Genomic DNA, 19,046 nt, shown 5'->3' on the forward strand with positions numbered 1-19,046 from the left:
CCTGCCGACGACGCCAGGTCCACGATGTGCTGGGACGTCGTCCCCGGGCGGTCGAACGCAACCGCACGCCACGTCGACAGACAAAGAGGACTCAAATGCGCCGATGGATCTCAGCCTGTGTCACCTTCATGATCGTTCTGGCCGGCCTGACGGGCGCGGCGTCGTCGGCCCAAGCCGCGACGAGCGCTGCGAAGCCCTTCGACATCACCTACGGCGCCACCTATGCGAGGGGGACCGTGACGTTCTCCAACCGGACGGCCACCGTCAAGGGCGTACAGCGGGCGGTCAGGGCTGACATCAGCGGTTGCCGGTACGTCATCATGACCGCCTATCCGGTGGGGATCTCCCAGAAGACGGGTTTGACCTGCACCGGCGTCGACGAGTACACGAAGGGCCTGACCGTCGACGTTCCGGGCGGTCCGGGGTACGTCGAGATCCGGTTCTACGACGTCCGGCAGGACAGCACGAAGATGGTCGAGATGACCACGGTCTTCCGCTGATCAGTAGGTGACGGTGATCCTCTCGGCGGCGGGGTCGAGGTCGGCTCGGCCGCCGTACGGGAGAATGAGTTGGGGGTCCGTGTGGCCGATGTCGAGGCCGGTGACGACGACGGCGTCGGGGTTGTACTCGGCGATCGTGTGCCGGGCGGTGGCGTACTGGTCGTGCGTGTACGCCGCAGCGACCTCGTCCGTGACCTGGTGGTCCAGCGACCAACCCTTCGGTCGCGCCCAGAGGACGGCCTGGAAGCGTTGCAGCAGGCCGCGTTCGCCGAAGTTGCGCAGGATGCGGTGGACCTGGGGCGCGGTCGGGAGCTCCTCGCTGGTCTCCAGGAACAGGACGCCGGAGTACTCGTCGACGGGCAGCATCCAGCGCCCGACCGCCAACTGCCAGTCGAGGATCTCCAGGCAGCCGCCCCACAACCGGCCGCTGACCGGCGTCGACGGGCCTGACCACTGCCAGCCCGTCGCCGGGAACAGGTCCGGCGACGACTCGAAGGTGCGCGGGTCGGCCCAGTCGCTGTCGCGATCCGTCCAGCCGATCGCCGGCGTCAGCTCGAACGATCCCGAGGAGAAAAGGGCCGCGCGCAACGACTTCTCGGTGTCGGGGTGGATCGCGCCGCCGCGGCCGAGCTGCACCATCACGCTGCCGCCGTGGAAGGCCGGAATCCCCAACGAGTACAGGAAGTTCAGCAGGTTGGTGTTGTCCGAGTAGCCGAAGAACGGCTTCGGGTCGGCGCGGAAGATCTCCGGGTCGAGGTGCTTCAGCACGGTGATCTGGTCGTCGCCGCCGATGCTCGCGAACACCGCGCGGATCGACGGGTCGGCCCAGGCCGCGTGCAGATCAGCGGCGCGCTCGACAGGGCTCGTCGATAGCCGGCGCGTGGTCGGGTACTCGACCGGTTCGAGCCCGAGAGCGCGGAGCCGTTGCAGGCCGAGCTCGTACGGCGCCGGGAACAGTTCCGGCAGTCCGCCCGACGGCGACACCACGGCGACCTTGTCACCCGGCTTCGGCTTGGCAGCGAAGATCATGGCCCGACCCTAGTGCGGCGCACTCCTTGGCGCACCGAGGTTTCCGTCCAGTACGGCGAACCCCGGGCGCACAACTACCGCGAACCCCTTGGCGCGCAGGGCCCGCGCGGCATAGGTTGCAGCATGGCGGACGCAGGCACGGGCGGCGGGTACGACCCGGCAAACTTCGAGAAGCTGTTCGCACTGGAGGCCAACAGCTTCTGGTACCGGGCACGCAGCGACCTGATCAACTGGGCGCTGGACAAGTACTTCCCGGCCGCGGACTCGTTCCTCGAGCTCGGCTGCGGCAACGGCTACGTGCTCGACCGGGTCCGGCAGATCCACCCGGACTGGCGGCTGGTCGGCACCGAGCTGTTCGAGGAAGGGCTCGTGAACGCCCGGGTCAGGATGCCGGAGGTCGAGCTGCGGCAGATGGACGCGACGCTGAACCCGTACGACGCGGAGTTCGACGTCGCCGGCGCGTTCGACGTGATCGAGCACGTCGAGGACGCACCGCTGGTGCTGAAGGGCATGTTCCAGACGGTCAAGCCCGGCGGCGGGGTCCTGATCACCGTTCCGCAGCACCAGTGGTTGTGGAGCGCCGCCGACGTCGCGGCCCACCACGTCAAACGCTACGGTCGCCGCGACCTGGCCAGTGAGCTCCAGGCCGCCGGCTTCGAGCCCGTCAAGATCACGTCGTTCGTCTCGCTCCTGCTGCCCGCGATGATGGCAGCACGCCTCACCAAGAAGCAGACGGCGGACGTCGAGGGCGAGCTCGGCATGGCAGCGCCTCTCAACACCGCCTGCTACGCGGCGATGCGCCTGGAGAGCGCATTGATCAAGGCAGGAGTGCCCTTGCCGGCGGGCGGCTCTTTGCTAGCCGTCGCCCGCCGACCGGGCTGAGTCAGACGCCGATCGGGTGCCAGACCGTCTTCAGTTCCAGGTACTGCGTCAACCGCGACAGTCCAGGGGACTCGAACCAGTCCTCGTCCGCCGGACGGCGGACTCGTTTGAGGTTCTCGGCTGAGGCGGCCTCCAGCTCGCGGGCCTCGTCAGCCGACTCGACGCCGCACAGGTCGATGGCGTTCACGTCCATGTGGGACGCCAGCCACGGGCCGATCTCCGTGGCCGAGCCGGTGAGGAGGTTGACGACCCCGCCCGGTACGTCGGACGTCGCCATCACCTCGCCGAGCGTGATGGCGGGGATCGGGCGGTCGAAGGACGTGACGACGACAGCCGTGTTGCCCGAGACGATGGCAGGGGCAATGACGCTCGTCAGGCCCAGCAGGCTGGAGTCCTGCGGCGCCAGCAGCGCGACGACACCCGTTGCCTCGGGCACCGAGAAGTCGAAGTACGGGCCGGAGACCGGGTTGCTCGAGCCGACGACCTGGGCGAGCTTGTCGGCCCAGCCGGCGTACCAGACCCAGCGGTCGATGGCGGCGTCGACGACCGGGCGCGCCTTGGCCAGCGACAGCCCCTCGGCCGCGGCGACCTCGGCCGCGAACTGGTCGTGCCGGCCCTCCATCACCTCGGCGATCCGGTAGAGCACCTGCCCGCGGTTGTACGCCGTACGGGCCGACCAGCCGCCGAACGCCTTGCGGGCCGCGACCACGGCGTCCCGGGCGTCCTTGCGGGAGGCCTGCGACGCGTTCGCGAGAAACTTGCCCTTGGCATCGTTCACGACGTACGACCGGCCCGACTCGCTGCGCGGGAAGGCGCCGCCGACGTACAGCTTGTAGGTCTTGCGCACATCCAGCCTCGAAGAATCCTTAGTGGGCAAGGTAGGCCTCCAGACCGTGGCGGCCGCCCTCGCGGCCGTAGCCCGACTCCTTGTACCCGCCGAACGGCGAGGCCGGGTCGAAGCGGTTGAACGTGTTCGCCCAGACCACGCCGGCGCGCAGCTGGTTCGCCATCCACAGGATCCGCGATCCCTTGTCGGTCCAGACGCCCGCGGACAGCCCGAACGGCGTGTTGTTGGCCTTCTCGACAGCCTCTTGCGGGGTCCGGAACGTGAGCACCGACAGAACCGGCCCGAAGATCTCCTCGCGGGCGATCCGGTGCGCCTGGGAGACGCCGGTGAAGATCGTCGGGGGGAACCAGAACCCCTGCGCCGGCAGCTCGCACTCGGGCGACCAGCGCTCGGCGCCCTCGTCCTCGCCGACCTGCGACAGCTCGCGGATCCGGGCCAGCTGGTCGGCGGAGTTGATCGCGCCGATGTCGGTGTTCTTGTCCAGCGGGTCGCCGACGCGCAGCGTGCCCATCCGGCGCTTCAGCCGGGCCAGCACCTCGTCGTACACGCTCTCCTGGACCAGCAGCCGCGAACCGGCGCAGCAGACGTGGCCCTGGTTGAAGAAGATGCCGTTGACGATGCCCTCGACGGTCTGGTCGATCGGCGCGTCCTCGAACACGATGTTCGCGGCCTTGCCACCCAGCTCGAGGGTGACCAACTTGTCCGTCCCCGCGACCGAGCGCGCGATCGAACGGCCGACCGCGGTCGACCCGGTGAACGCGACCTTGTCGACGCCCTCGTGCTCGACCAGCGCTTGCCCGGTCCGCCCGGCGCCGGTGACGATGTTCACGACGCCCGGCGGCAGGTCGGCCTGCTGGCAGATCTCCGCGAACGCCAGCGCGGTCAGCGGAGTCGTCTCGGCAGGCTTCAGTACGACGGTGTTGCCCGCCGCGAGCGCCGGCGCGATCTTCCAGGCCAGCATCATCAGCGGGAAGTTCCACGGGATCACCTGCGCGGCGACGCCCAGCGGCTGCGGGTCCTCGCCGGCACCGGCGTACTCGAGCTTGTCGGCCCAGCCCGCGTAGTAGAAGAAGTGCGCGGCGACCAGCGGCAGGTCGACGTCGCGCGACTCGCGGATCGGCTTGCCGTTGTCCAGCGACTCCAGCACGGCCAGCTCGCGCGACCGCTCCTGGATCAGCCGGGCGATCCGGTACAGGTACTTGGCGCGGTCGCGGCCCGCCATCGGGCCCCAGACCTTCTCGTACGCGCGCCGGGCCGCCCGGACGGCCTTGTCCACGTCAGCCGGTCCGGCCTCGCTGACCTCGGCCAGCACCTCCTCGGACGCCGGGCTGACGGTCTTGAACGGCTTGCCGTCGGTCGCCTCGGTGAAGCTCCCGTTGATGAACAACCCGTACGACGACTTGATGTCGACGATCGCGCGCGACTCCGGCGCGGGGGCGTACTCGAATCTGCTCATGCCTCAGTCCAGCGTGAAGTAGTCGGGGCCGGGGTAGTGCCCGGTGGCCAGCTTGGTGCGTTGCATCAGCAGGTCGTTCAGCAGGCTGGACGCCCCGAAACGGAACAGCTCGGGGTCCAGCCAGTCCGGTCCGGCCGTCTCGTTGACCGTGACCAGGTACTTGATCGCGTCCTTCGCCGTACGGATGCCGCCCGCGGGCTTGACGCCGATGTGCAGGCCGGTGGCCTCGTGGTAGTCGCGGACCGCCTCGAGCATCACCAGCGTGACGGGCAGCGTCGCGGCGGGGGAGACCTTGCCGGTGGAGGTCTTGATGAAGTCCGCGCCGGCCAGCATCGCCAACCAGGACGCGCGCCGTACGTTGTCGTAGGTGACCAGCTCGCCGGTCTCCAGGATCACCTTCAGGTGTGCGTCACCGGCGGCGTCGCGGATCGCGGCGATCTCGTCGAAGACCAGCCCGTACCGGCCGGACAGGAACGCGCCGCGGTCGATCACCATGTCGACCTCGTCGGCGCCGGAGGCGACGGCGTCCTTGGTGTCCTGGATCTTGATCGCCAGGCTGGACCGGCCGCTCGGGAACGCGGTCGCGACCGACGCCACGTTGATCCCCGAACCGCGCAGCTCGAACTTCGCGGTCGCCACCAGGTCGGGGTACACGCAGACCGCGGCGACCTGCGGCGCCGTCGGGTCGGCCGGGTCCGGCCGCTTCGCCTTCGCGCACAGGGCCCGGACCTTGCCCGGGGTGTCCTGGCCCTCCAGCGTGGTCAGGTCGATCATCTGGATCGCCAGGTCGAGCGCGTACGCCTTCGCGGTGGTCTTGATCGACCGGGTGCTCAGCGTCGCTGCCCGCGCCTCGGCGCCGACCTGGTCGACCCCCGGCAGACCGAGCAGGAACCGGCGCAACCGGTCCTCGGACGAGGTCACGTCGGCGAGGCTGTCCACCCCTGCGCCGGGGCTGCTGTCGGTAGTCGTCACCTGTCGCAGTCTAGGGCGTGTCGCGGGTTCCTGTGTCCCGGGAGACCCGCCCTCCGGTCAGGGTGTGTAAGTGCCGGAGGCCGGGCGCCAGCCGGCGGGCGGGTCTTCTCCCACTCGGCCGTCGACGGCTTCGCGCAGCAGGTCTGCATGGCCGGTATGACGTCCGTACTCCTCCAGCTGGTCGAAGAGCAGCCGGCGCAGGCTGGCGTGGTTGCCTTCCGGCCACGCGACATGCGCGTCCTGGTCCAGACCGCCATCGGCCAGCGCGTCCGCGACCACCTGACGCGACCGCGCCACGGCGTCGTCCCAGTACGCGTAGAGCTGCTCAGGCGAATCCTGGGCCGCGGTGTCGAACTCCCACGTCTCGCTCCCGTCCGGCCCGAGCTCCTCCCACGGCGTACCGAGCTTGCCGCCCTGGAACTTCACCCTGAGCATGTAGTCCTCCTGCAGCGCCAAGTGCTTCAGCAACCCGCCGAGCGTCAGCGACGACGCGCCGATTCGTCGGCCCAGCCCTTCCGCGTCCAGCCCGTCGGCCTTCCAGCGGAACGTCGAGCGGAGCCGGTTCAGCGCCGCGAGCAGGTGCTCGGCCTCGGTCCCCGCCATCGGCGGCTCCCACGGGTACTCGTCCTCGTTCCTGTCATCGCTCATGCACAACACGCTAATCCGCTACCCGGACGATCCTCGTCCGCGAAGGCTGCGCTCGTCCGGCTGGGCCCGAGCGGCTACCTTGTCCGGGTGAAACCGAAGGTGACCGAGAACGAGCAGTACCTGTCGTCGTCGAACCGCATCACCGGCGTCGTCGTGATGGTGATCGGCCTGGCCGGTCTGGCCGACATCGTGCTGGAGTGGCGGACGGCGGGCGGTCTGCTGGTCGGCTCCCTGATCGGCATCCTGATGGTCGTCGCGTACGTCGGCCTGGTGCGCCCTTCGGTGACGCTGCGCCCCGACGGCCTGCTGATCCGCAACCACGTCCGCGACCACCACGTCCCGTGGCACAAGATCGAGGACGCCGACGTGACCGACATCCTGCGGGTGCACACCGCCGGCGGCAAGATCCGCTGCCCAGGCGTCCAGCTGGTGATGAAGGACCTGCGCAAGAGCCGCGTCGGCGGCCGCAAGCTCGCCGCCGAGAACTCGATCAGCCGCGCCGAGTTCGTCGTCGACCGGATCGACAACCACCGCGAACGCCTTGCCGCCACCGCCGAGGGCGAGATCGTCACGAGCTGGGCGCTGCCCGAGCTGATCACGCTCGGCGTGCTCGCGGTGCTCGCCGTCGTCGCCCAGTTCCTCCGCTGACCCGCTGACCCGCTGACCACCTGACCCCGCTGACGACCTGATCCGGCTGACCGCTTGCCCGCTTGCTGACCGCCTGACCCCGCAAGCCCGGATCAGGTCAGCTCGAGCACGGCCTTGCCGTGCAGGCGCCGCTCCAGCAGCGCGTCGACGGCCTCCGCGGCCTTGTCCCACCCGCCGCGCCAGGCGATCTGCGGATCGAGCTCACCGGCGGCGACGAGGTTCGCCAGCCGGGTCAGGTCCGGCCCGAGGTCGTGGCAGGCGAGCAGGAAAAACGTGGTGACCGTGCGGTCGTGGCGGCCCTGGTCGCCGAAGAACGCGCCGTACGGGAAGGCCTCGCCCTGGTCGGTCGCGTGCCCGACGGCGACGAGCGTTCCGCGCTCGGCCAGGCGCACGTAGGCGTCGACCAGCTGGCTGCCGCCGACCATGTCGACCACACCGTCGACCGGTTCGCCGAGCGCGGACGGGCCGGCGATCACCTCGTGGGCGCCGAGCGCCCGCAGACTCGGGCCGTGCGCGTCCGGGTCCCCGGTGGAAGCGATCACCCGCGCGCCACCGAGCCGAGCCAGCTGTACGGCGTACCGGCCGACGCCGCCGGTCGCGCCGGTGATCAGCACCCGCTTGCCGAGGATCGGGCCGATCCGGTGCAGAGCCCGGAGCGCGCTGGTGCCCGCGACCGGGACGGTGCTGATCGCGCCGAGGTCGGCGTCGTCCGAGACGACACCGATCAGGTCGGTGGCCACCGCTCTGAGCTCGGCCCAGGCGCCGTCGATGCCGAGCGTCACCACCTTGGTCCCGACGGCCGGGCCCGAGCCGTCGGCAGCGGCCTGGATGACCACTCCGGCGGCGTCCCAGCCGGGTACGGCGCCGTCGGGTGCGTTCTCGAGGCCGTGCCGGACCTCGCCGAAGTTGAGCGAGATCGCGGAGACGCGGACCAGGGCCTGGTGGGCGGCCGGGCTGGGGTCGGGAGCCTCGCCGAGGCGCAGGCCTGCGGGAGCGGATCGGTCGACGAGCAGAGCGCGCATCGGAACGCCTTTCGGTCAGCGGGGTCATCTCAACTATGCCACTCAGTGGCATAAGCCTACAAGTGGCGATGGCGCCTTCGGTACGCTGGTCCCGATGAGTACCGACGCCGTGGTCCGGCCGACCCCCGAACGCCTGCCGCTGCGGGAGCGCAAGAAGCTCCGCACCCGGCAGGCCTTGGTCGAGACCGCCCTGGACCTGTTCACCCGGCGTGGCTTCGACGGCGTGACGCTCGACGAGCTGTGCGACGCGGTCGACGTGTCGAAGCGGACGTTCTTCCGGACCTTCGCCAGCAAGGAGGACGTCGCGATGGCACCGACCCAGGACCTCTGGGCGGCCTTCCTCGACGACCTGGAGACCCGCGAACTGGACGAACGTCCCGTCCTGCAGCTCGTCGAGGACGCGCTCCTGGCCGCCCTCGCCTCGATGACCGCCGACAGCTGGACCCGCGAGGTCCGGCTCAGCCTGCAGCTCGCCACAGAGACCCCGTCGATGGACGCGCACGGCCGCGCCTTCTGCGACCGCACCACCCGTACGGCGCTCGCGATCCTGCACCGCCGCCTGGCCATCGACGACCCGAAGGACCTCCGCCCACGCCTGACGCTGGACGTCCTGGTCGCCGCCTTCCACTGCGCCCTGGACGTCTGGGCCGCCTCCTCGAAAGCCGGTTCACGCACGGCCCTGGCCACGCACTTCCGCGAAGCCGTCGCCGCCCTTCCCAGCAGCCTGACCCTGACCGTCGCCCCACGCCCGACGTAGCCGAACCCGGGTGCCGACCGCGAGCGTCACACCGGGCGTGAACCCAGCAAGACACCTGACGCGGCGTCGCGTGCTGCCGGACCTGCCGTCCGGCCCGGTCGTCAGCGGCAGCTTTCAGTCCGCTGCACGGCGTACGACGGCCGGGACAGCTACTGGCACCGGCGGTCGAGTGGCGAGGTCCCGCAGCGGATGATCACCGTGGAACTCCTTCCCCTGTTGGCGGAACGCGGTCTGTCAACCGGCCAGTACGGCGTACTCGGGTGGTCGATGGGCGGGTACGGCGCTCTGCTGGCGGCCCGGGAAAGTGCTGGCCGCTCGCGTGAAGGCGACCGCCGTGTGGTGGCTGCCGCCGCGATGAGCCGGGCGCTGTGGGGCACCGCGGAGGAGGCCGCGCCGGGAGCGTTCGACGGTGGCGACGACTTCGCGGCGTACCGGGTTCACGGCGGCGAGCTCAAAACAGTTGCCTTGCGCATCGATTGTGGCCGGGACGACCCGTTCGCCGGCGCGGTCCGCGCGCTGCGCCGCGAGGTGGTCGCCGAAGGTGGACTCCAGGCCGGCGCGCACACGGCCGGTCACTGGCGGCGGATGCTGCCGGACCAGCTCCGCTTTCTCGGCTCGCGGTTGCCACTGCCCGGGGCCGATCGCTGACAGAGCGCAGCCGACGACTGACGCAGCGATGAGAAATCGCCGAAGTGAGGGGAACTTCACTCCCGGATGCTGCGTCGGAACCCGTGTTCGGGCCGGGGTGAACCTCTGGGTGATCCAGGATGGCTCCGGTATGTCCCCCCAGTACTCGAGAGTGGAGCGCATGAACTATCTCTCCAGCAAGAAGCTGCGTGTCCTGGCCGGCGCTGTCGCCCTGGCCAGCTGCGCGGTCCTCGCGATGCCGAACGCGCAGGCGGCGCAGTCCTCGCCGGCTGACGCGCAGGCCGACCGACCGGCTCCGGCCGTCGTCGACACCCCGGCCATGGTCGCCGACTCCGGTCGCGACGCCGGCTGGAACGCGGCCAGCGCGCTGAAGGCCGTGAAGAACAACAAGCTCTACGGCACCGGCAACATCGCCGCGTCGAAGTGCAAGCGGCCGAACGTCGCGCTGAACACCGAGGCGCGGGTCCGGTACTTCGAGACCGAGCTGGTCCGATGCCTGTACGCCTCGTGGAAGCCGAACCTGTGGCGGATGGGCGCCCGCTGGGACGTCAAGCCGAACCTGGTCGTGCACGGCTACAACACGGTCAAGAGCCAGTGCGGTTCGGTCACCGGGTGGACGTCGTTCTACTGCTCCGCCGGCGCCGGCACCATCTACATCCCGTGGCGTCAGCTGGTCACCTGGTACGCGCAGAACCCGACGTACACCGTCGCCTACGCGACCAACACGATCGCGCACGAGTACGGCCACCACGTGCAGAGCATGACCGGCATCCTGACCGCGTCGCACTGGCGCGGCAGCAACATGACGTACGACGCGTCGCTGGCCGAGAGCCGTCGCCGTGAGCTGCAGGCCGCCTGCCTCGGCTCGGCCTACATCGGCGCCAACAAGGCGTACTACCCGATGAGCGGCGGTCTGCTCACCGAGTGGAAGTACGTCGTCTCGCACTCCGGTGACATGCCGGGCTACCCGCGGGACCACGGCTCGTGGACCAACCACAACTTCTGGTCGCTGGCCGGCTTCACCGGCAACGGGAAGAACACCCACCCCGGCAGCTGCCAGACCTGGTCGGCCGCCGCCACCCGGATCGCCTGATCCGCGGTTGATCGGTTCGGTGAAGGCTTCGGCCTGAGCCGTAACGAAGGCGCCCGGAGAGCGTTGGCTCTCCGGGCGCCTTCGCGTTTTGCCGACACGTGCACGATCTGCGATCGTGTGCTTACCGTGTTTCGGGTCCGCGCGCCTTAGAGTCTGGGTCGAACGTCGAACGGCAGGAGTCAAGGACAGTGAACTACGACGAGTTCAACACCGAGTACACCAAGGTGCTGGACAAGATCAAGAGCGGCAAGTGCAGCTGGTCGGAGCTGTCCGGGCATGTCACCCGGCTCCGTCAGTCGACCGCGGGCATCACGGCGCCGGTCGAGCGGGGCCAGATCGACAGCGATCTCGCCGCGCTCAGCCAGATGGTCGACCTGTCGCGCCGCACCAACGACAAGGAGGACGTCTGGACGGTGACGTCCGAGGCGATCCGCCGGGCCAGCAGCCAGGAAGGGACCGTCGCCGACCGCATCGGCCGGATCGAGGCGAGCATCAACGACATCACCGCCCTGGCCAACCGCAACCCCGACGAGCGTGACGCGCTGATGCAGTCGACCAGCACGCTGCGCATCCTCCACTCGTCCCTGCAGAGCTCGCTGCGTTCCGAGCGGGCCGAGCAAGAGGCCGCCGCGGTCCGCTAGGCCAACCACCGCAGGGAGTTTCCCGCCAGGTACTCCCTGACCTGTACAAAAATTGAAGGGCCCCTCATTGAGGGGCCCTTCAACTTTTCAAATTCCAGCGGCTGTGGCCAGGTCGTGCTTGATGGCTTTGAGTTCGGTTGCTGCTTGGGTGCGAGCTGCCGGTACGTCATTGCCCTCGACGGGGATGACGACCTCCAAGTAGCACTTGAGTTTCGGCTCCGTGCCGGACGGGCGGACGACGACTCGGGCGCCCTCGGACAGCGTGTAGCGCAGGCCGTCCGTCGGGGGCAGGTGCTCGCTGCCTTCGTTCAGGTCGTCGACGCGGTCGACGGTGTGGCCGCCGAGAGTCGTCGGCGGGGTCGCGCGCAGGCGGTCCATCGCGGCGGCGATCAGGCTGAGGTCCTCGACGCGTGCGGACAGCTGGTCGGTCGCGTGCAGCCCGTACTTCTTCGCCAGGTCGTCCAGCAGGTCGAGCAACGTGCGCCCCTCGGCCTTCGCCCGGGCGCCGAGCTCGAGCACGCGGACGAGCGTCGAGATCCCGTCCTTGTCCTTCACCGCCGCGGGATCGACGCAGTAGCCCAGCGCCTCCTCGTACCCGAAGACCAGCTCCGGCACCCGACCGATCCACTTGAAGCCGGTCAGTGTGTCCGTGTACCGCACGCCGTACGCCGCGGCGATCTTGCCCAGCAGCGACGACGACACGATCGAGCACGCCGCCACCCCGTCGGGCCGCGACGACAGCAGGAACTCCCCGAGCAACGCCCCGAGCTCGTCGCCGCGCAGCATCCGCCAGCCACCCTCAGCCGCAGGATCCGGTACGGCGACCGCGCACCGGTCCGCGTCGGGATCGTTCGCGACCGCGAGGTCGGCGTCCTCGGCGCGCGCCAGGTCCAGCGCCGCGTCGATCGCGCCGGGCTCCTCCGGGTTCGGGAACGCGACGGTCGGGAAGTCCGGGTCCGGGTCGGCCTGCGCCGCGACCACCGCCGGAGCGGAGAAGCCGGTACGCCGTACGGCGTCCTCGACGAGCAGCCGGCCGACGCCGTGCAGCGGGGTGTAGGCGACCTTGAGGTCGCGCGGCGCGTCGGCGGGGACGAGCGTGGCGATCCGCTCCAGGTAGGCGTCGAGCAGGTCGTCGCCGGCGGTCTGCCAGTCGTCGCCACGCGGGACCTCGGCCAGCGCGCCGACCGCGTCGATGGCGGCGGCGATCTCGTGGTCGGCCGGCGGGACGATCTGCGAGCCGTCGCCGAGGTACACCTTGTACCCGTTGTCCTGCGGCGGGTTGTGCGACGCGGTCACCACGACGCCCGCGACGGCCTTCAGGTGCGGGATCCCGAACGCGACCACCGGCGTCGGCGCCGGGCGGTCCAGCAGTACGGCGTCGAGCCCGGCGCCGCGGATCACCGCGGCGGTGTCCTGCGCGAACACGTCGGACTTGTGGCGCGCGTCGTACCCGATCAGGACGGGACCGTCGGTGAGCCCGTTGGCCTTCAGGTACGCCGCCAGGCCGGCGGCGGCGCGGATCACCACGACCCGGTTCATCCGGTTCGGCCCGGCGCCCACGGCACCGCGCAGTCCCGCCGTACCGAACTCGAGCTTCCCGCCGAACCGGTCGGCCAGCTCGGCGTCGGCCCCGGCATCCAGCAGCCCCTGCAGCTCGGCCCGGGTGTCCCCGTCGGGGTCCTCAGCCAGCCACGCCTCGGCAGCAGTACGAATCAGAACGGCATCGTTGACGGTCACCACCGCACGATACCGCCCGGTACGCCGAGCAACAGATCAGTGACCTGAGGACTGGCAAGGACGGGCGCGGATGTCGGCCACGTAGTCGTCCGGGGCGCCTGCTGCCTCCGCCGCCTCCGCCAGGATGCCCAGGTAGCGCGCCGACGGCAGGCCGCCCTCGTAGGCGTTCAGGACGTACATCCAGGCCAGCTGGGTGCCGTCGAGGGTCTGCACCCGGACCTGGATCTTCCGGTAGACGCCCTGGTCGATCCACTCCCACTCGTCGAGGCGCTCGACGTCCTTGGGGTGCACGTCGTACAGGGCGACGAAGACCTGGTTGGTCGGGTCGGCGGGGTCCTCGACGACCGTGGCCATCGAGCCCTCCCAGCCGAGCTCCTCGCCACCGAAGGTGAGGCGCCAGCCGACGATCCACCCGGTCCCGCGCAGAGGCGAGTACGGGCACCGGTCGGACATCAGATTCGGGTCCAGATTCGACGCAAACGCGGCGTACAGGGTCACGAGATCACAGGATACGGAACAATGGCCTCTCGTGGCGCGAGTTGTGATCATCGGTGGCGGTCCTGGCGGGTACGAAGCGGCGAGTGCGGCCGCCCAGCTGGGAGCGGAGGTGACGGTTGTCGATTCCGACGGGATCGGCGGGTCGGCCGTGCTCACCGACTGCGTCCCCAGCAAGACTCTGATCGCCACCGCGGAGGTGATGACCGAGGTGGAGGAGGCCGGCGAGCTGGGCCTGCGGGTCGACGACGGCGACGACGACCCGGCGAACTCGGTCAGCGTCGAGTTCACCGTGGTCAACAGCCGCGTCAAGGCGCTCGCGGCCGCCCAGTCCGACGGGATCGCCCGGCGACTCGCCGACGAGAAGATCCGGCTGATCCACGGCCGCGGCAGCCTGGACGGCCCCGAGACCGTCGTGGTCGGTGACGAGCGCCTGCAGGCGGACGTCGTGCTGATCGCCACCGGTGCCAGGCCGCGCATCCTGCCCGGCTCGGAGCCGGACGGCGAGCGGATCCTGACCTGGGAGCAGGTCTACGAGCTGCAGGAGCTGCCCGAGAAGCTGATCGTCGTCGGGTCCGGTGTGACCGGCGCCGAGTTCGCCAGCGCGTACGACGCGCTGGGCAGCGAGGTCGTCCTGGTGTCGTCGCGCGACCGGGTCCTGCCGGGCGAGGACGCCGACGCGGCCGCCGTACTGGAAGACGTTTTCCGCCGGCGCGGGCTGACCGTGCTGGGGCGGTCCCGCGCGGAGTCGGTGAAGCGGCAGGGCGACGGGGTCGTGGTGACGCTCACCGACGGCCGGACCGTGCACGGTTCGCACGCGCTGCTCGCGGTCGGTTCGCTGCCGAACACGGAAAACATGGGGCTTGTCGAGTCGGGCGTGTCGCTCGACGACGGTGGCTTCGTCAGCGTCGATCGGGTGTCGCGGACGTCGAGCCGCGGGGTGTACGCCGCGGGCGACTGCACCGGCGTCCTGATGCTCGCGTCGGTGGCCGCGATGCAGGGCCGGATCGCGATGTCGCACGCGCTCGGCGACGCGGTCGCGCCGCTGGACCAGTCGACGGTCTCGTCGAACGTCTTCACCGCGCCGGAGATCGCGACGGTCGGCCTGACCCAGGCGACGCTGGACGCGGGCGGCAGTACGGCGATGGTCGCGAAGGTCCCGCTGGCCGACAACGCGCGCGCCAAGATGCAGGGCGTGCGCGACGGTTTCGTGAAGCTCTTCTGCCTGCCCAACACCGGCATCGTGGTCGGTGGCGTGGTCGTCGCCCCGCGGGCGTCGGAGCTGATCCACCCGATCTCGCTGGCGGTCGCCGGGCGGTTGACGGTCGACCAGGTCGCGCAGGCGTTCACGGTCTACCCGTCGGTGACGGGCTCGATCGCCGAGGCCGCGCGAAGGTTGCACCTGCGCTCCTGACGTCCCCGTACTCCGGCAATTCGGAGCCGAGCCGGCCCGCCCGCCCGTCCGAACGCGACTTTGAGCACGGGCCAGCCAGTTTCGTGCTGTTCTGATGGCTGGCCCGTGCTCAAAGACGGGGAAATCAGCTCGGGGAGTTGGCCGAGTTGGTGTCGCCGGGGGTGTTCGCCGAGTTGGCCGTGCCCGGGGTGTTGGCGGAGTTGGTGTTGTTCGGGCTGTTCGCCGTGTTGGTGTCGCGCGGGGAGTTGGCCGACGCGGTGTCGCCGGGGGTGTTGGCGGACGTGGCGTTGCCAGGAGTGTTGGCGGAGGCCGTGTCGCCCGGGGTGTTGGTGCTGGCGGTCTCGCCAGGGGTGTCGGCCGACTGGGTCGAAGCCGACGTCGCGGCCGGCTGGAGGGTGTCGTGGTTCTGGGTGGAGACGGTGGGCTGGGTCTTGCCGGGGTCGTTCAGATCGGCGGGGGCGGCGTACGCCGCGGTGCCGATGCCGATGCCCGAGATGGCGACGACGGTTCCGACTACGGCCCACTTACGCGTTGCTGACATGGTGGTTCCTTTCTTCGAGGAGGAGCGTGGTGCTCCGGTGAACTCGGTGGGCGGCGTCGTACCAGCGCTCGGCCAGTGCGACCCGCTCCCGAGTGGCTTGCTGCCAGCCGGCGTCCTGCACGCGGTGCGGGCCGGTGGCGAGTGAGAGGACGACCGACGCGATCCGCAGCCGCAGCTGAGCGGGATCGACCTGCCGGTCGAAGGTGGACAGGCAGTGCTCGGCCAGCCCGTCGATAGCGTCCGAATGCGGAGGCAAGACTTGCGTGAGCACGCTCAGATGCCCGACCAGGCAGGCGAGATCGTCGAGTCGGTCACCCGGGCCGGCGGTGTCGACGTCGAGCAGTCCGACGATCGCGCCGGTCCGGTCGACGTGCACCTGCGCCTCGTAGAAGTCGCCGTGCACCGGCACGGTCGGCCCAATGATGCCTTCGGCAACAATCGCCGACGCGAGCCCGGTCGACCAGCCGGCGAGGTCCGGTACGACGTCGCCGACCGACCGCGCGTAGTACGCCGTACGGTCGAGCCACGACGTCCGCCGCGGAGCCTCCAGCAACTCGGCCGGCAACCGATCGAGCATCCGCGTGAGCTCGAGCGGATCGGTCCCGACGGACCCGGACCGCAACGCCGACCGTAGCGTCCGCCCGCCGAGTGCCTCCAGTACGACGAGCCCGTCGTCGGTCCACCCGAGACTCCGGGGAGCCGGTACGCCGGCGCCCGTGAGCAGCCGGTGCCGCTCGTGCAGCGCCTGCCCCTGGTCAGTCGGCACCACCTTCAGGAACAGCCGACCCAGCGGACCGACCGCCTCGACGACCGCCCGCCGCAGGGGCCGGTAAGCCCGCAGCTTCACCGAGACGGGCTGGTCCCCGAGCCCACACCGCGAGAAGATCCGCGCCACACCCACCGGGTCCAGCGCGACCCGCAGCCCTTTCAGCACCGGATCCTGCGCGGCCCGCCAGACACCCACCTGGGTGTCGTCACTGCCGACGACGGTCACGCCGTCAGGAAGCCGCCCGCCCGTCGTCGCGCCAAGGACCTCCTCGGCAACCCCGTCGGTCCACGCGATCGAGGTCCGGTAGGCAACCGTCGCGGTCCTGGTGCCGTGGGCGACCTCGGTCGACCGCCAGGCAAGCAACTGCCCACCCGCCGCCTCGACCGCCGCACCGAGAACCTCTCCCGCCGCGTCGCCGGTCAGAAGCCCCAACGCCTCGTGATCTGCCATACCCAGAACCCTGCCGGTCCACCATGAGCCCCTCATGAACCATTTCTGAGAGGACTCTCATCCGGACGGTCGGCCGGTGCTCGCGTATCGTGCCGGGCGTGCGGGGGAACTGGCGGTGGCTGGCGGCAACGATCGTCGTGGTTGTCGCGTGCGTCGCTCTGCCGTTGCTCTGGCGGCACGCGATGGTCGATCTGAAGGTCTACCGGCTTGGCGGCGAGACGCTGCTGGAGAACGCTTCCACCTTGTACGACGTACGTCTCGCCGGGACGCCCTTGCCGTTCACGTACCCGCCGTTCGCGGCGGTGGTGATGGTGCCGTTCGCGGTGATGCCCTGGCCCTTGGCCGTCGTGGTGTGGACCGGGATCACGCTCGTCGCGCTGGTTGCGGTCTGGCGGTTGTGCGTTCAAGCACCGACGGCTCTGCTGATCGGGTTGGTGGCCGGGTCGCTCTTGCTGGAGCCCGTCCGGGAGACGCTCGGTTTCGGGCAGATCAACCTGTTGCTCTGCGCCCTCATCCTGTACGACGTACTGAACCGCAAGCACGCCCTCCGTGGCGTCTGGATCGGTGTTGCCGCAGGCATCAAGCTGACGCCGCTGGTGTTCTTCGGTCTGCTCGTCGTCACGCGCCAGTGGAAAGCCCTGGCCCACGCGACCGCCGGCTTCGCCGCGACCGTGCTGATCGGCTTCGCCGTCACGCCGCGCGCGGCAACGGAGTACTGGACCTCACTTGTCTCCGACGCCACCCGGGTCGGCGGACTTGCCTTCTCCAGCAACCAGTCCTGGAACGGTTTTCTGGTCCGCGTCCACGGCGATCTGGACGGCGGCGGTCTCGTCTGGCTCGCCCTCGTCGGCCTGACCGCGCTGGCAGGCCTCTACTTCTGCCGTGTCCTCTGGGACCAGGGTGACCGTCTCGCGGCCGTCTCCATCTGCGGCCTGGTCGGTCTGCTCTGCTCGCCGGTCTCCTGGAGCCACCACTGGGTCTGGTGCATCCCGCTCGGAGTCGCCCTCCTGCAACGATTGAGCGGCCGGGCGAAGGTTGCCGTAGGCATCCTCTGGTACGCCGTCTTCGCGGTCGCGCCGATCTGGTGGCCGCCGAACCACGACAATCGCGAGCTGGAGTGGACGTTCCCGGAGCAACTGGCCGGTAACGCCTATCTGATCGCCGCGACTCTGGCTGTGGTTGCCCTCGTCAACTATTCGGTGAAGAGTTCCCGACACGCCGTGACATCAAGCTGCCAGCCGGTCTAGCCCGGTCTGACCCTTCGGCCCTGTCACTCTCGTCGGGTGACTACGGGGATCCTGGGGGACCCGGTCAAGCGCCGCTGGTGGCTGACCGTGGCAGTTTGTGTTGCCGTCGGCATCCTTTTGCCGTTCGTCTGGGACCACACCGGCGCGGACCTGAAGGTCTACCGGCTGGGTGGTTCGATGGTGCTCGACGACCCGTCGTCGCTGTACGCGGCCCGGATGCGCGACATCTCGATGCCGTTCACCTACCCGCTGTTCGGGGCGATGGTGATGGTCCCGGTCGCGGTGATGCCCTGGCCGGTCGCGTACGGCGTCTCGATCGCGGTCTCGCTGCTCGCGCTCGCGGTGATCTGGCGGCTCTGCCTGCGCCGCCTCCCGCTGGCCGGTTCCTGGGGCCCGGCCGGACTGATCGCCGTCAGCGCCGCGTCGCTGCTGATCGAACCGGTTCGCGAGACGCTGTCGTACGGACAGATCAACCTGATCCTGTGCGCCTTGATCCTGTACGACGTACTGGAGGTCCGTCGACCGCGTCGCGGCATCTGGCTCGGTATCGCGGCGGGTATCAAGCTCACGCCGCTGGTGTTCTTCGGGATGCTGGTCGTCACCCGGCAGTGGCGCGCGCTCGCGCACGCGTCGGCCGCGTTCGCCGTGACCGTGCTGGCCGGGTTCCTGATCGCGCCGTCGGCCGCCTGGGAGTACTGGACCAAGCTGCTGTCCGACACCGGCCGGATCGGCGGTCTGGCGTACTCGGGCAACCAGTCCTGGAACGGGTTCCTGATCCGCGTCACCGGTGACCTGGAAGGCGGCGGCCTGGCCTGGAAGGTCGTCGTCCTGCTGACCGTCGTCGCCGGGCTCTGGCTGACCCGCACCCTGTGGCTGCGCGGCGAACGGCTCGGCGCGACCGCGATCGCCGGCATGATCAGCCTGCTCTGCTCGCCGGTGTCGTGGAGCCACCACTGGGTCTGGATGGTTCCGCTCGGCGTCGCGCTGCTGACCGGCACCCGCGTCGGGCGCCGGTTCCCCGTGCACACGGCCGCGACCTGGTTCGGCCTGCTGATGCTCGCGCCGATCTGGTGGGTCCCACGCCGCGGCAACCGCGAGCTCGACTGGAACATGATCGAGCAGGTCGCCGGCAACGCCTACCTGTGGCTCGCCCTCACGGCGGGCATCCTGCTGGCCGCCGGCGGCCGGGCGAAGAGCGTGCCTTCAGCAACAACTGTCCGGGAGCAAGTGCCCCGCTGAGACCACAGCCC

Annotated in this window: 20 protein-coding genes; 10 read left to right on the forward strand and 10 right to left on the reverse strand. The window is 70.0% G+C overall.

Translation table 11 applies throughout. The features are described 5' to 3' along the window. Window positions 1–95 precede the first annotated feature (95 nt). Window positions 96–500, forward strand: coding sequence for a hypothetical protein (locus ACLQ2O_RS31545; RefSeq protein WP_425838725.1), 405 nt, complete (start codon window positions 96–98; stop codon window positions 498–500). Here ACLQ2O_RS31545 and ACLQ2O_RS31550 read toward each other — a convergent pair whose 3' ends face one another. Then, complete coding sequence (locus ACLQ2O_RS31550) at window positions 501–1,529, reverse strand: S66 family peptidase (RefSeq protein ID WP_425838727.1); 1,029 nt, start codon at window positions 1,527–1,529, stop codon at window positions 501–503. Between the two features lie 123 nt (window positions 1,530–1,652). Here ACLQ2O_RS31550 and ACLQ2O_RS31555 point away from each other — a divergent pair, with 123 nt between their 5' ends. Then, window positions 1,653–2,411: a class I SAM-dependent methyltransferase gene (locus ACLQ2O_RS31555; RefSeq protein WP_425838730.1), complete on the forward strand. Its 759-nt coding sequence runs from the start codon at window positions 1,653–1,655 to the stop codon at window positions 2,409–2,411. 1 nt (window position 2,412) lies between these two features. Here ACLQ2O_RS31555 and ACLQ2O_RS31560 read toward each other — a convergent pair whose 3' ends face one another. The 4 genes from ACLQ2O_RS31560 to ACLQ2O_RS31575 are packed head-to-tail and all read right to left on the reverse strand — an operon-like array spanning window position 2,413 to window position 6,334. Then, entirely contained in the window at window positions 2,413–3,258 is an 846-nt protein-coding gene (locus tag ACLQ2O_RS31560; protein ID WP_425838733.1) for an aldehyde dehydrogenase family protein, read from the reverse strand. A 19-nt stretch (window positions 3,259–3,277) separates the two neighbouring features. Further along, on the reverse strand, window positions 3,278–4,714 hold the full coding sequence (locus tag ACLQ2O_RS31565; RefSeq protein ID WP_425838736.1) for an aldehyde dehydrogenase family protein: 1,437 nt from the start codon (window positions 4,712–4,714) through the stop codon (window positions 3,278–3,280). A gap of 3 nt (window positions 4,715–4,717) precedes the next feature. Then, on the reverse strand, window positions 4,718–5,686 hold the full coding sequence (gene deoC / locus ACLQ2O_RS31570) for a deoxyribose-phosphate aldolase (RefSeq protein WP_425838739.1): 969 nt from the start codon (window positions 5,684–5,686) through the stop codon (window positions 4,718–4,720). Window positions 5,687–5,743: 57 nt separating this feature from the next. Next, window positions 5,744–6,334 (reverse strand): DUF664 domain-containing protein, encoded by a 591-nt coding sequence (locus ACLQ2O_RS31575; RefSeq protein ID WP_425838741.1) that lies wholly within the window; start codon window positions 6,332–6,334, stop codon window positions 5,744–5,746. A gap of 87 nt (window positions 6,335–6,421) precedes the next feature. Here ACLQ2O_RS31575 and ACLQ2O_RS31580 point away from each other — a divergent pair, with 87 nt between their 5' ends. Further along, entirely contained in the window at window positions 6,422–6,982 is a 561-nt protein-coding gene (locus ACLQ2O_RS31580; RefSeq protein ID WP_425838744.1) for a PH domain-containing protein, read from the forward strand. A gap of 92 nt (window positions 6,983–7,074) precedes the next feature. Here ACLQ2O_RS31580 and ACLQ2O_RS31585 read toward each other — a convergent pair whose 3' ends face one another. Further along, entirely contained in the window at window positions 7,075–8,004 is a 930-nt protein-coding gene (locus ACLQ2O_RS31585; RefSeq protein ID WP_425838747.1) for a zinc-binding dehydrogenase, read from the reverse strand. Window positions 8,005–8,098: 94 nt separating this feature from the next. Between ACLQ2O_RS31585 and ACLQ2O_RS31590 the strand changes: the two genes are divergently transcribed. From ACLQ2O_RS31590 to ACLQ2O_RS31605, 4 genes are all read left to right on the forward strand, one after another. Beyond that, a complete protein-coding gene (locus ACLQ2O_RS31590) occupies window positions 8,099–8,761 on the forward strand; it encodes a TetR/AcrR family transcriptional regulator (protein WP_425838749.1) in 663 nt (220 codons plus the stop codon). Between the two features lie 198 nt (window positions 8,762–8,959). Continuing rightward, a complete protein-coding gene (locus ACLQ2O_RS31595) occupies window positions 8,960–9,409 on the forward strand; it encodes an alpha/beta hydrolase-fold protein (protein ID WP_425838752.1) in 450 nt (149 codons plus the stop codon). A 160-nt stretch (window positions 9,410–9,569) separates the two neighbouring features. Continuing rightward, on the forward strand, window positions 9,570–10,502 hold the full coding sequence (locus ACLQ2O_RS31600; RefSeq protein ID WP_425838755.1) for a neutral zinc metallopeptidase: 933 nt from the start codon (window positions 9,570–9,572) through the stop codon (window positions 10,500–10,502). A 188-nt stretch (window positions 10,503–10,690) separates the two neighbouring features. Then, the gene (locus ACLQ2O_RS31605) at window positions 10,691–11,143 is read left to right on the forward strand and encodes a hypothetical protein (RefSeq protein WP_425838758.1); all 453 of its coding nucleotides are present in this window, start codon (window positions 10,691–10,693) and stop codon (window positions 11,141–11,143) included. Between the two features lie 87 nt (window positions 11,144–11,230). On the opposite strand, the gene ACLQ2O_RS31610 is transcribed toward ACLQ2O_RS31605, so the two are convergent. Together ACLQ2O_RS31610 and ACLQ2O_RS31615 are read right to left on the reverse strand one after the other, a co-directional pair. Next, on the reverse strand, window positions 11,231–12,883 hold the full coding sequence (locus tag ACLQ2O_RS31610) for a phospho-sugar mutase (protein ID WP_425838761.1): 1,653 nt from the start codon (window positions 12,881–12,883) through the stop codon (window positions 11,231–11,233). 33 nt (window positions 12,884–12,916) lie between these two features. Continuing rightward, window positions 12,917–13,378, reverse strand: a complete 462-nt coding sequence (locus ACLQ2O_RS31615) for a gamma-glutamylcyclotransferase (RefSeq protein ID WP_184803597.1) — start codon at window positions 13,376–13,378, stop codon at window positions 12,917–12,919. 31 nt (window positions 13,379–13,409) lie between these two features. Between ACLQ2O_RS31615 and ACLQ2O_RS31620 the strand changes: the two genes are divergently transcribed. After that, on the forward strand, window positions 13,410–14,789 hold the full coding sequence (locus tag ACLQ2O_RS31620) for an NAD(P)H-quinone dehydrogenase (RefSeq protein ID WP_425838764.1): 1,380 nt from the start codon (window positions 13,410–13,412) through the stop codon (window positions 14,787–14,789). A 124-nt stretch (window positions 14,790–14,913) separates the two neighbouring features. On the opposite strand, the gene ACLQ2O_RS31625 is transcribed toward ACLQ2O_RS31620, so the two are convergent. Together ACLQ2O_RS31625 and ACLQ2O_RS31630 are read right to left on the reverse strand one after the other, a co-directional pair. Beyond that, entirely contained in the window at window positions 14,914–15,330 is a 417-nt protein-coding gene (locus tag ACLQ2O_RS31625) for a hypothetical protein (protein ID WP_425838767.1), read from the reverse strand. Further along, window positions 15,314–16,549 carry an aminoglycoside phosphotransferase family protein gene (locus ACLQ2O_RS31630; RefSeq protein WP_425838770.1) on the reverse strand — a complete coding sequence of 412 codons (1,236 nt, stop codon included), beginning with the start codon at window positions 16,547–16,549 and terminating at the stop codon, window positions 15,314–15,316. The genes ACLQ2O_RS31625 and ACLQ2O_RS31630 overlap by 17 nt, the downstream gene beginning before the upstream one ends. Window positions 16,550–16,647: 98 nt before the next feature. On the opposite strand from ACLQ2O_RS31630, the gene ACLQ2O_RS31635 reads away from it, so the two are divergent. Together ACLQ2O_RS31635 and ACLQ2O_RS31640 are read left to right on the forward strand one after the other, a co-directional pair. Continuing rightward, entirely contained in the window at window positions 16,648–17,796 is a 1,149-nt protein-coding gene (locus ACLQ2O_RS31635) for a glycosyltransferase 87 family protein (protein ID WP_425838773.1), read from the forward strand. A gap of 36 nt (window positions 17,797–17,832) precedes the next feature. Continuing rightward, the gene (locus ACLQ2O_RS31640; protein ID WP_425838776.1) at window positions 17,833–19,035 is read left to right on the forward strand and encodes a glycosyltransferase 87 family protein; all 1,203 of its coding nucleotides are present in this window, start codon (window positions 17,833–17,835) and stop codon (window positions 19,033–19,035) included. Window positions 19,036–19,046: the final 11 nt, after the last annotated feature.

Source organism: Kribbella sp. DT2, assembly GCF_049844575.1.
Lineage (GTDB): Bacteria > Actinomycetota > Actinomycetes > Propionibacteriales > Kribbellaceae > Kribbella.

Excerpts from the sequence above, each read along its gene's own strand:
- ACLQ2O_RS31555 (WP_425838730.1), top strand. The coding sequence starts at position 1,653 with ATGGCGGACGCAGGCACGGGCGGCGGGTACGACCCGGCAAACTTCGAG.
- ACLQ2O_RS31565 (WP_425838736.1), bottom strand. The coding sequence starts at position 4,714 with ATGAGCAGATTCGAGTACGCCCCCGCGCCGGAGTCGCGCGCGATCGTC.
- ACLQ2O_RS31585 (WP_425838747.1), bottom strand. The coding sequence starts at position 8,004 with ATGCGCGCTCTGCTCGTCGACCGATCCGCTCCCGCAGGCCTGCGCCTC.
- ACLQ2O_RS31600 (WP_425838755.1), top strand. The coding sequence starts at position 9,570 with ATGAACTATCTCTCCAGCAAGAAGCTGCGTGTCCTGGCCGGCGCTGTC.
- ACLQ2O_RS31625 (WP_425838767.1), bottom strand. The coding sequence starts at position 15,330 with ATGTCAGCAACGCGTAAGTGGGCCGTAGTCGGAACCGTCGTCGCCATC.
- ACLQ2O_RS31575 (WP_425838741.1), bottom strand. The coding sequence starts at position 6,334 with ATGAGCGATGACAGGAACGAGGACGAGTACCCGTGGGAGCCGCCGATG.
- ACLQ2O_RS31545 (WP_425838725.1), top strand. The coding sequence starts at position 96 with ATGCGCCGATGGATCTCAGCCTGTGTCACCTTCATGATCGTTCTGGCC.
- ACLQ2O_RS31590 (WP_425838749.1), top strand. The coding sequence starts at position 8,099 with ATGAGTACCGACGCCGTGGTCCGGCCGACCCCCGAACGCCTGCCGCTG.
- ACLQ2O_RS31550 (WP_425838727.1), bottom strand. The coding sequence starts at position 1,529 with ATGATCTTCGCTGCCAAGCCGAAGCCGGGTGACAAGGTCGCCGTGGTG.
- ACLQ2O_RS31630 (WP_425838770.1), bottom strand. The coding sequence starts at position 16,549 with ATGGCAGATCACGAGGCGTTGGGGCTTCTGACCGGCGACGCGGCGGGA.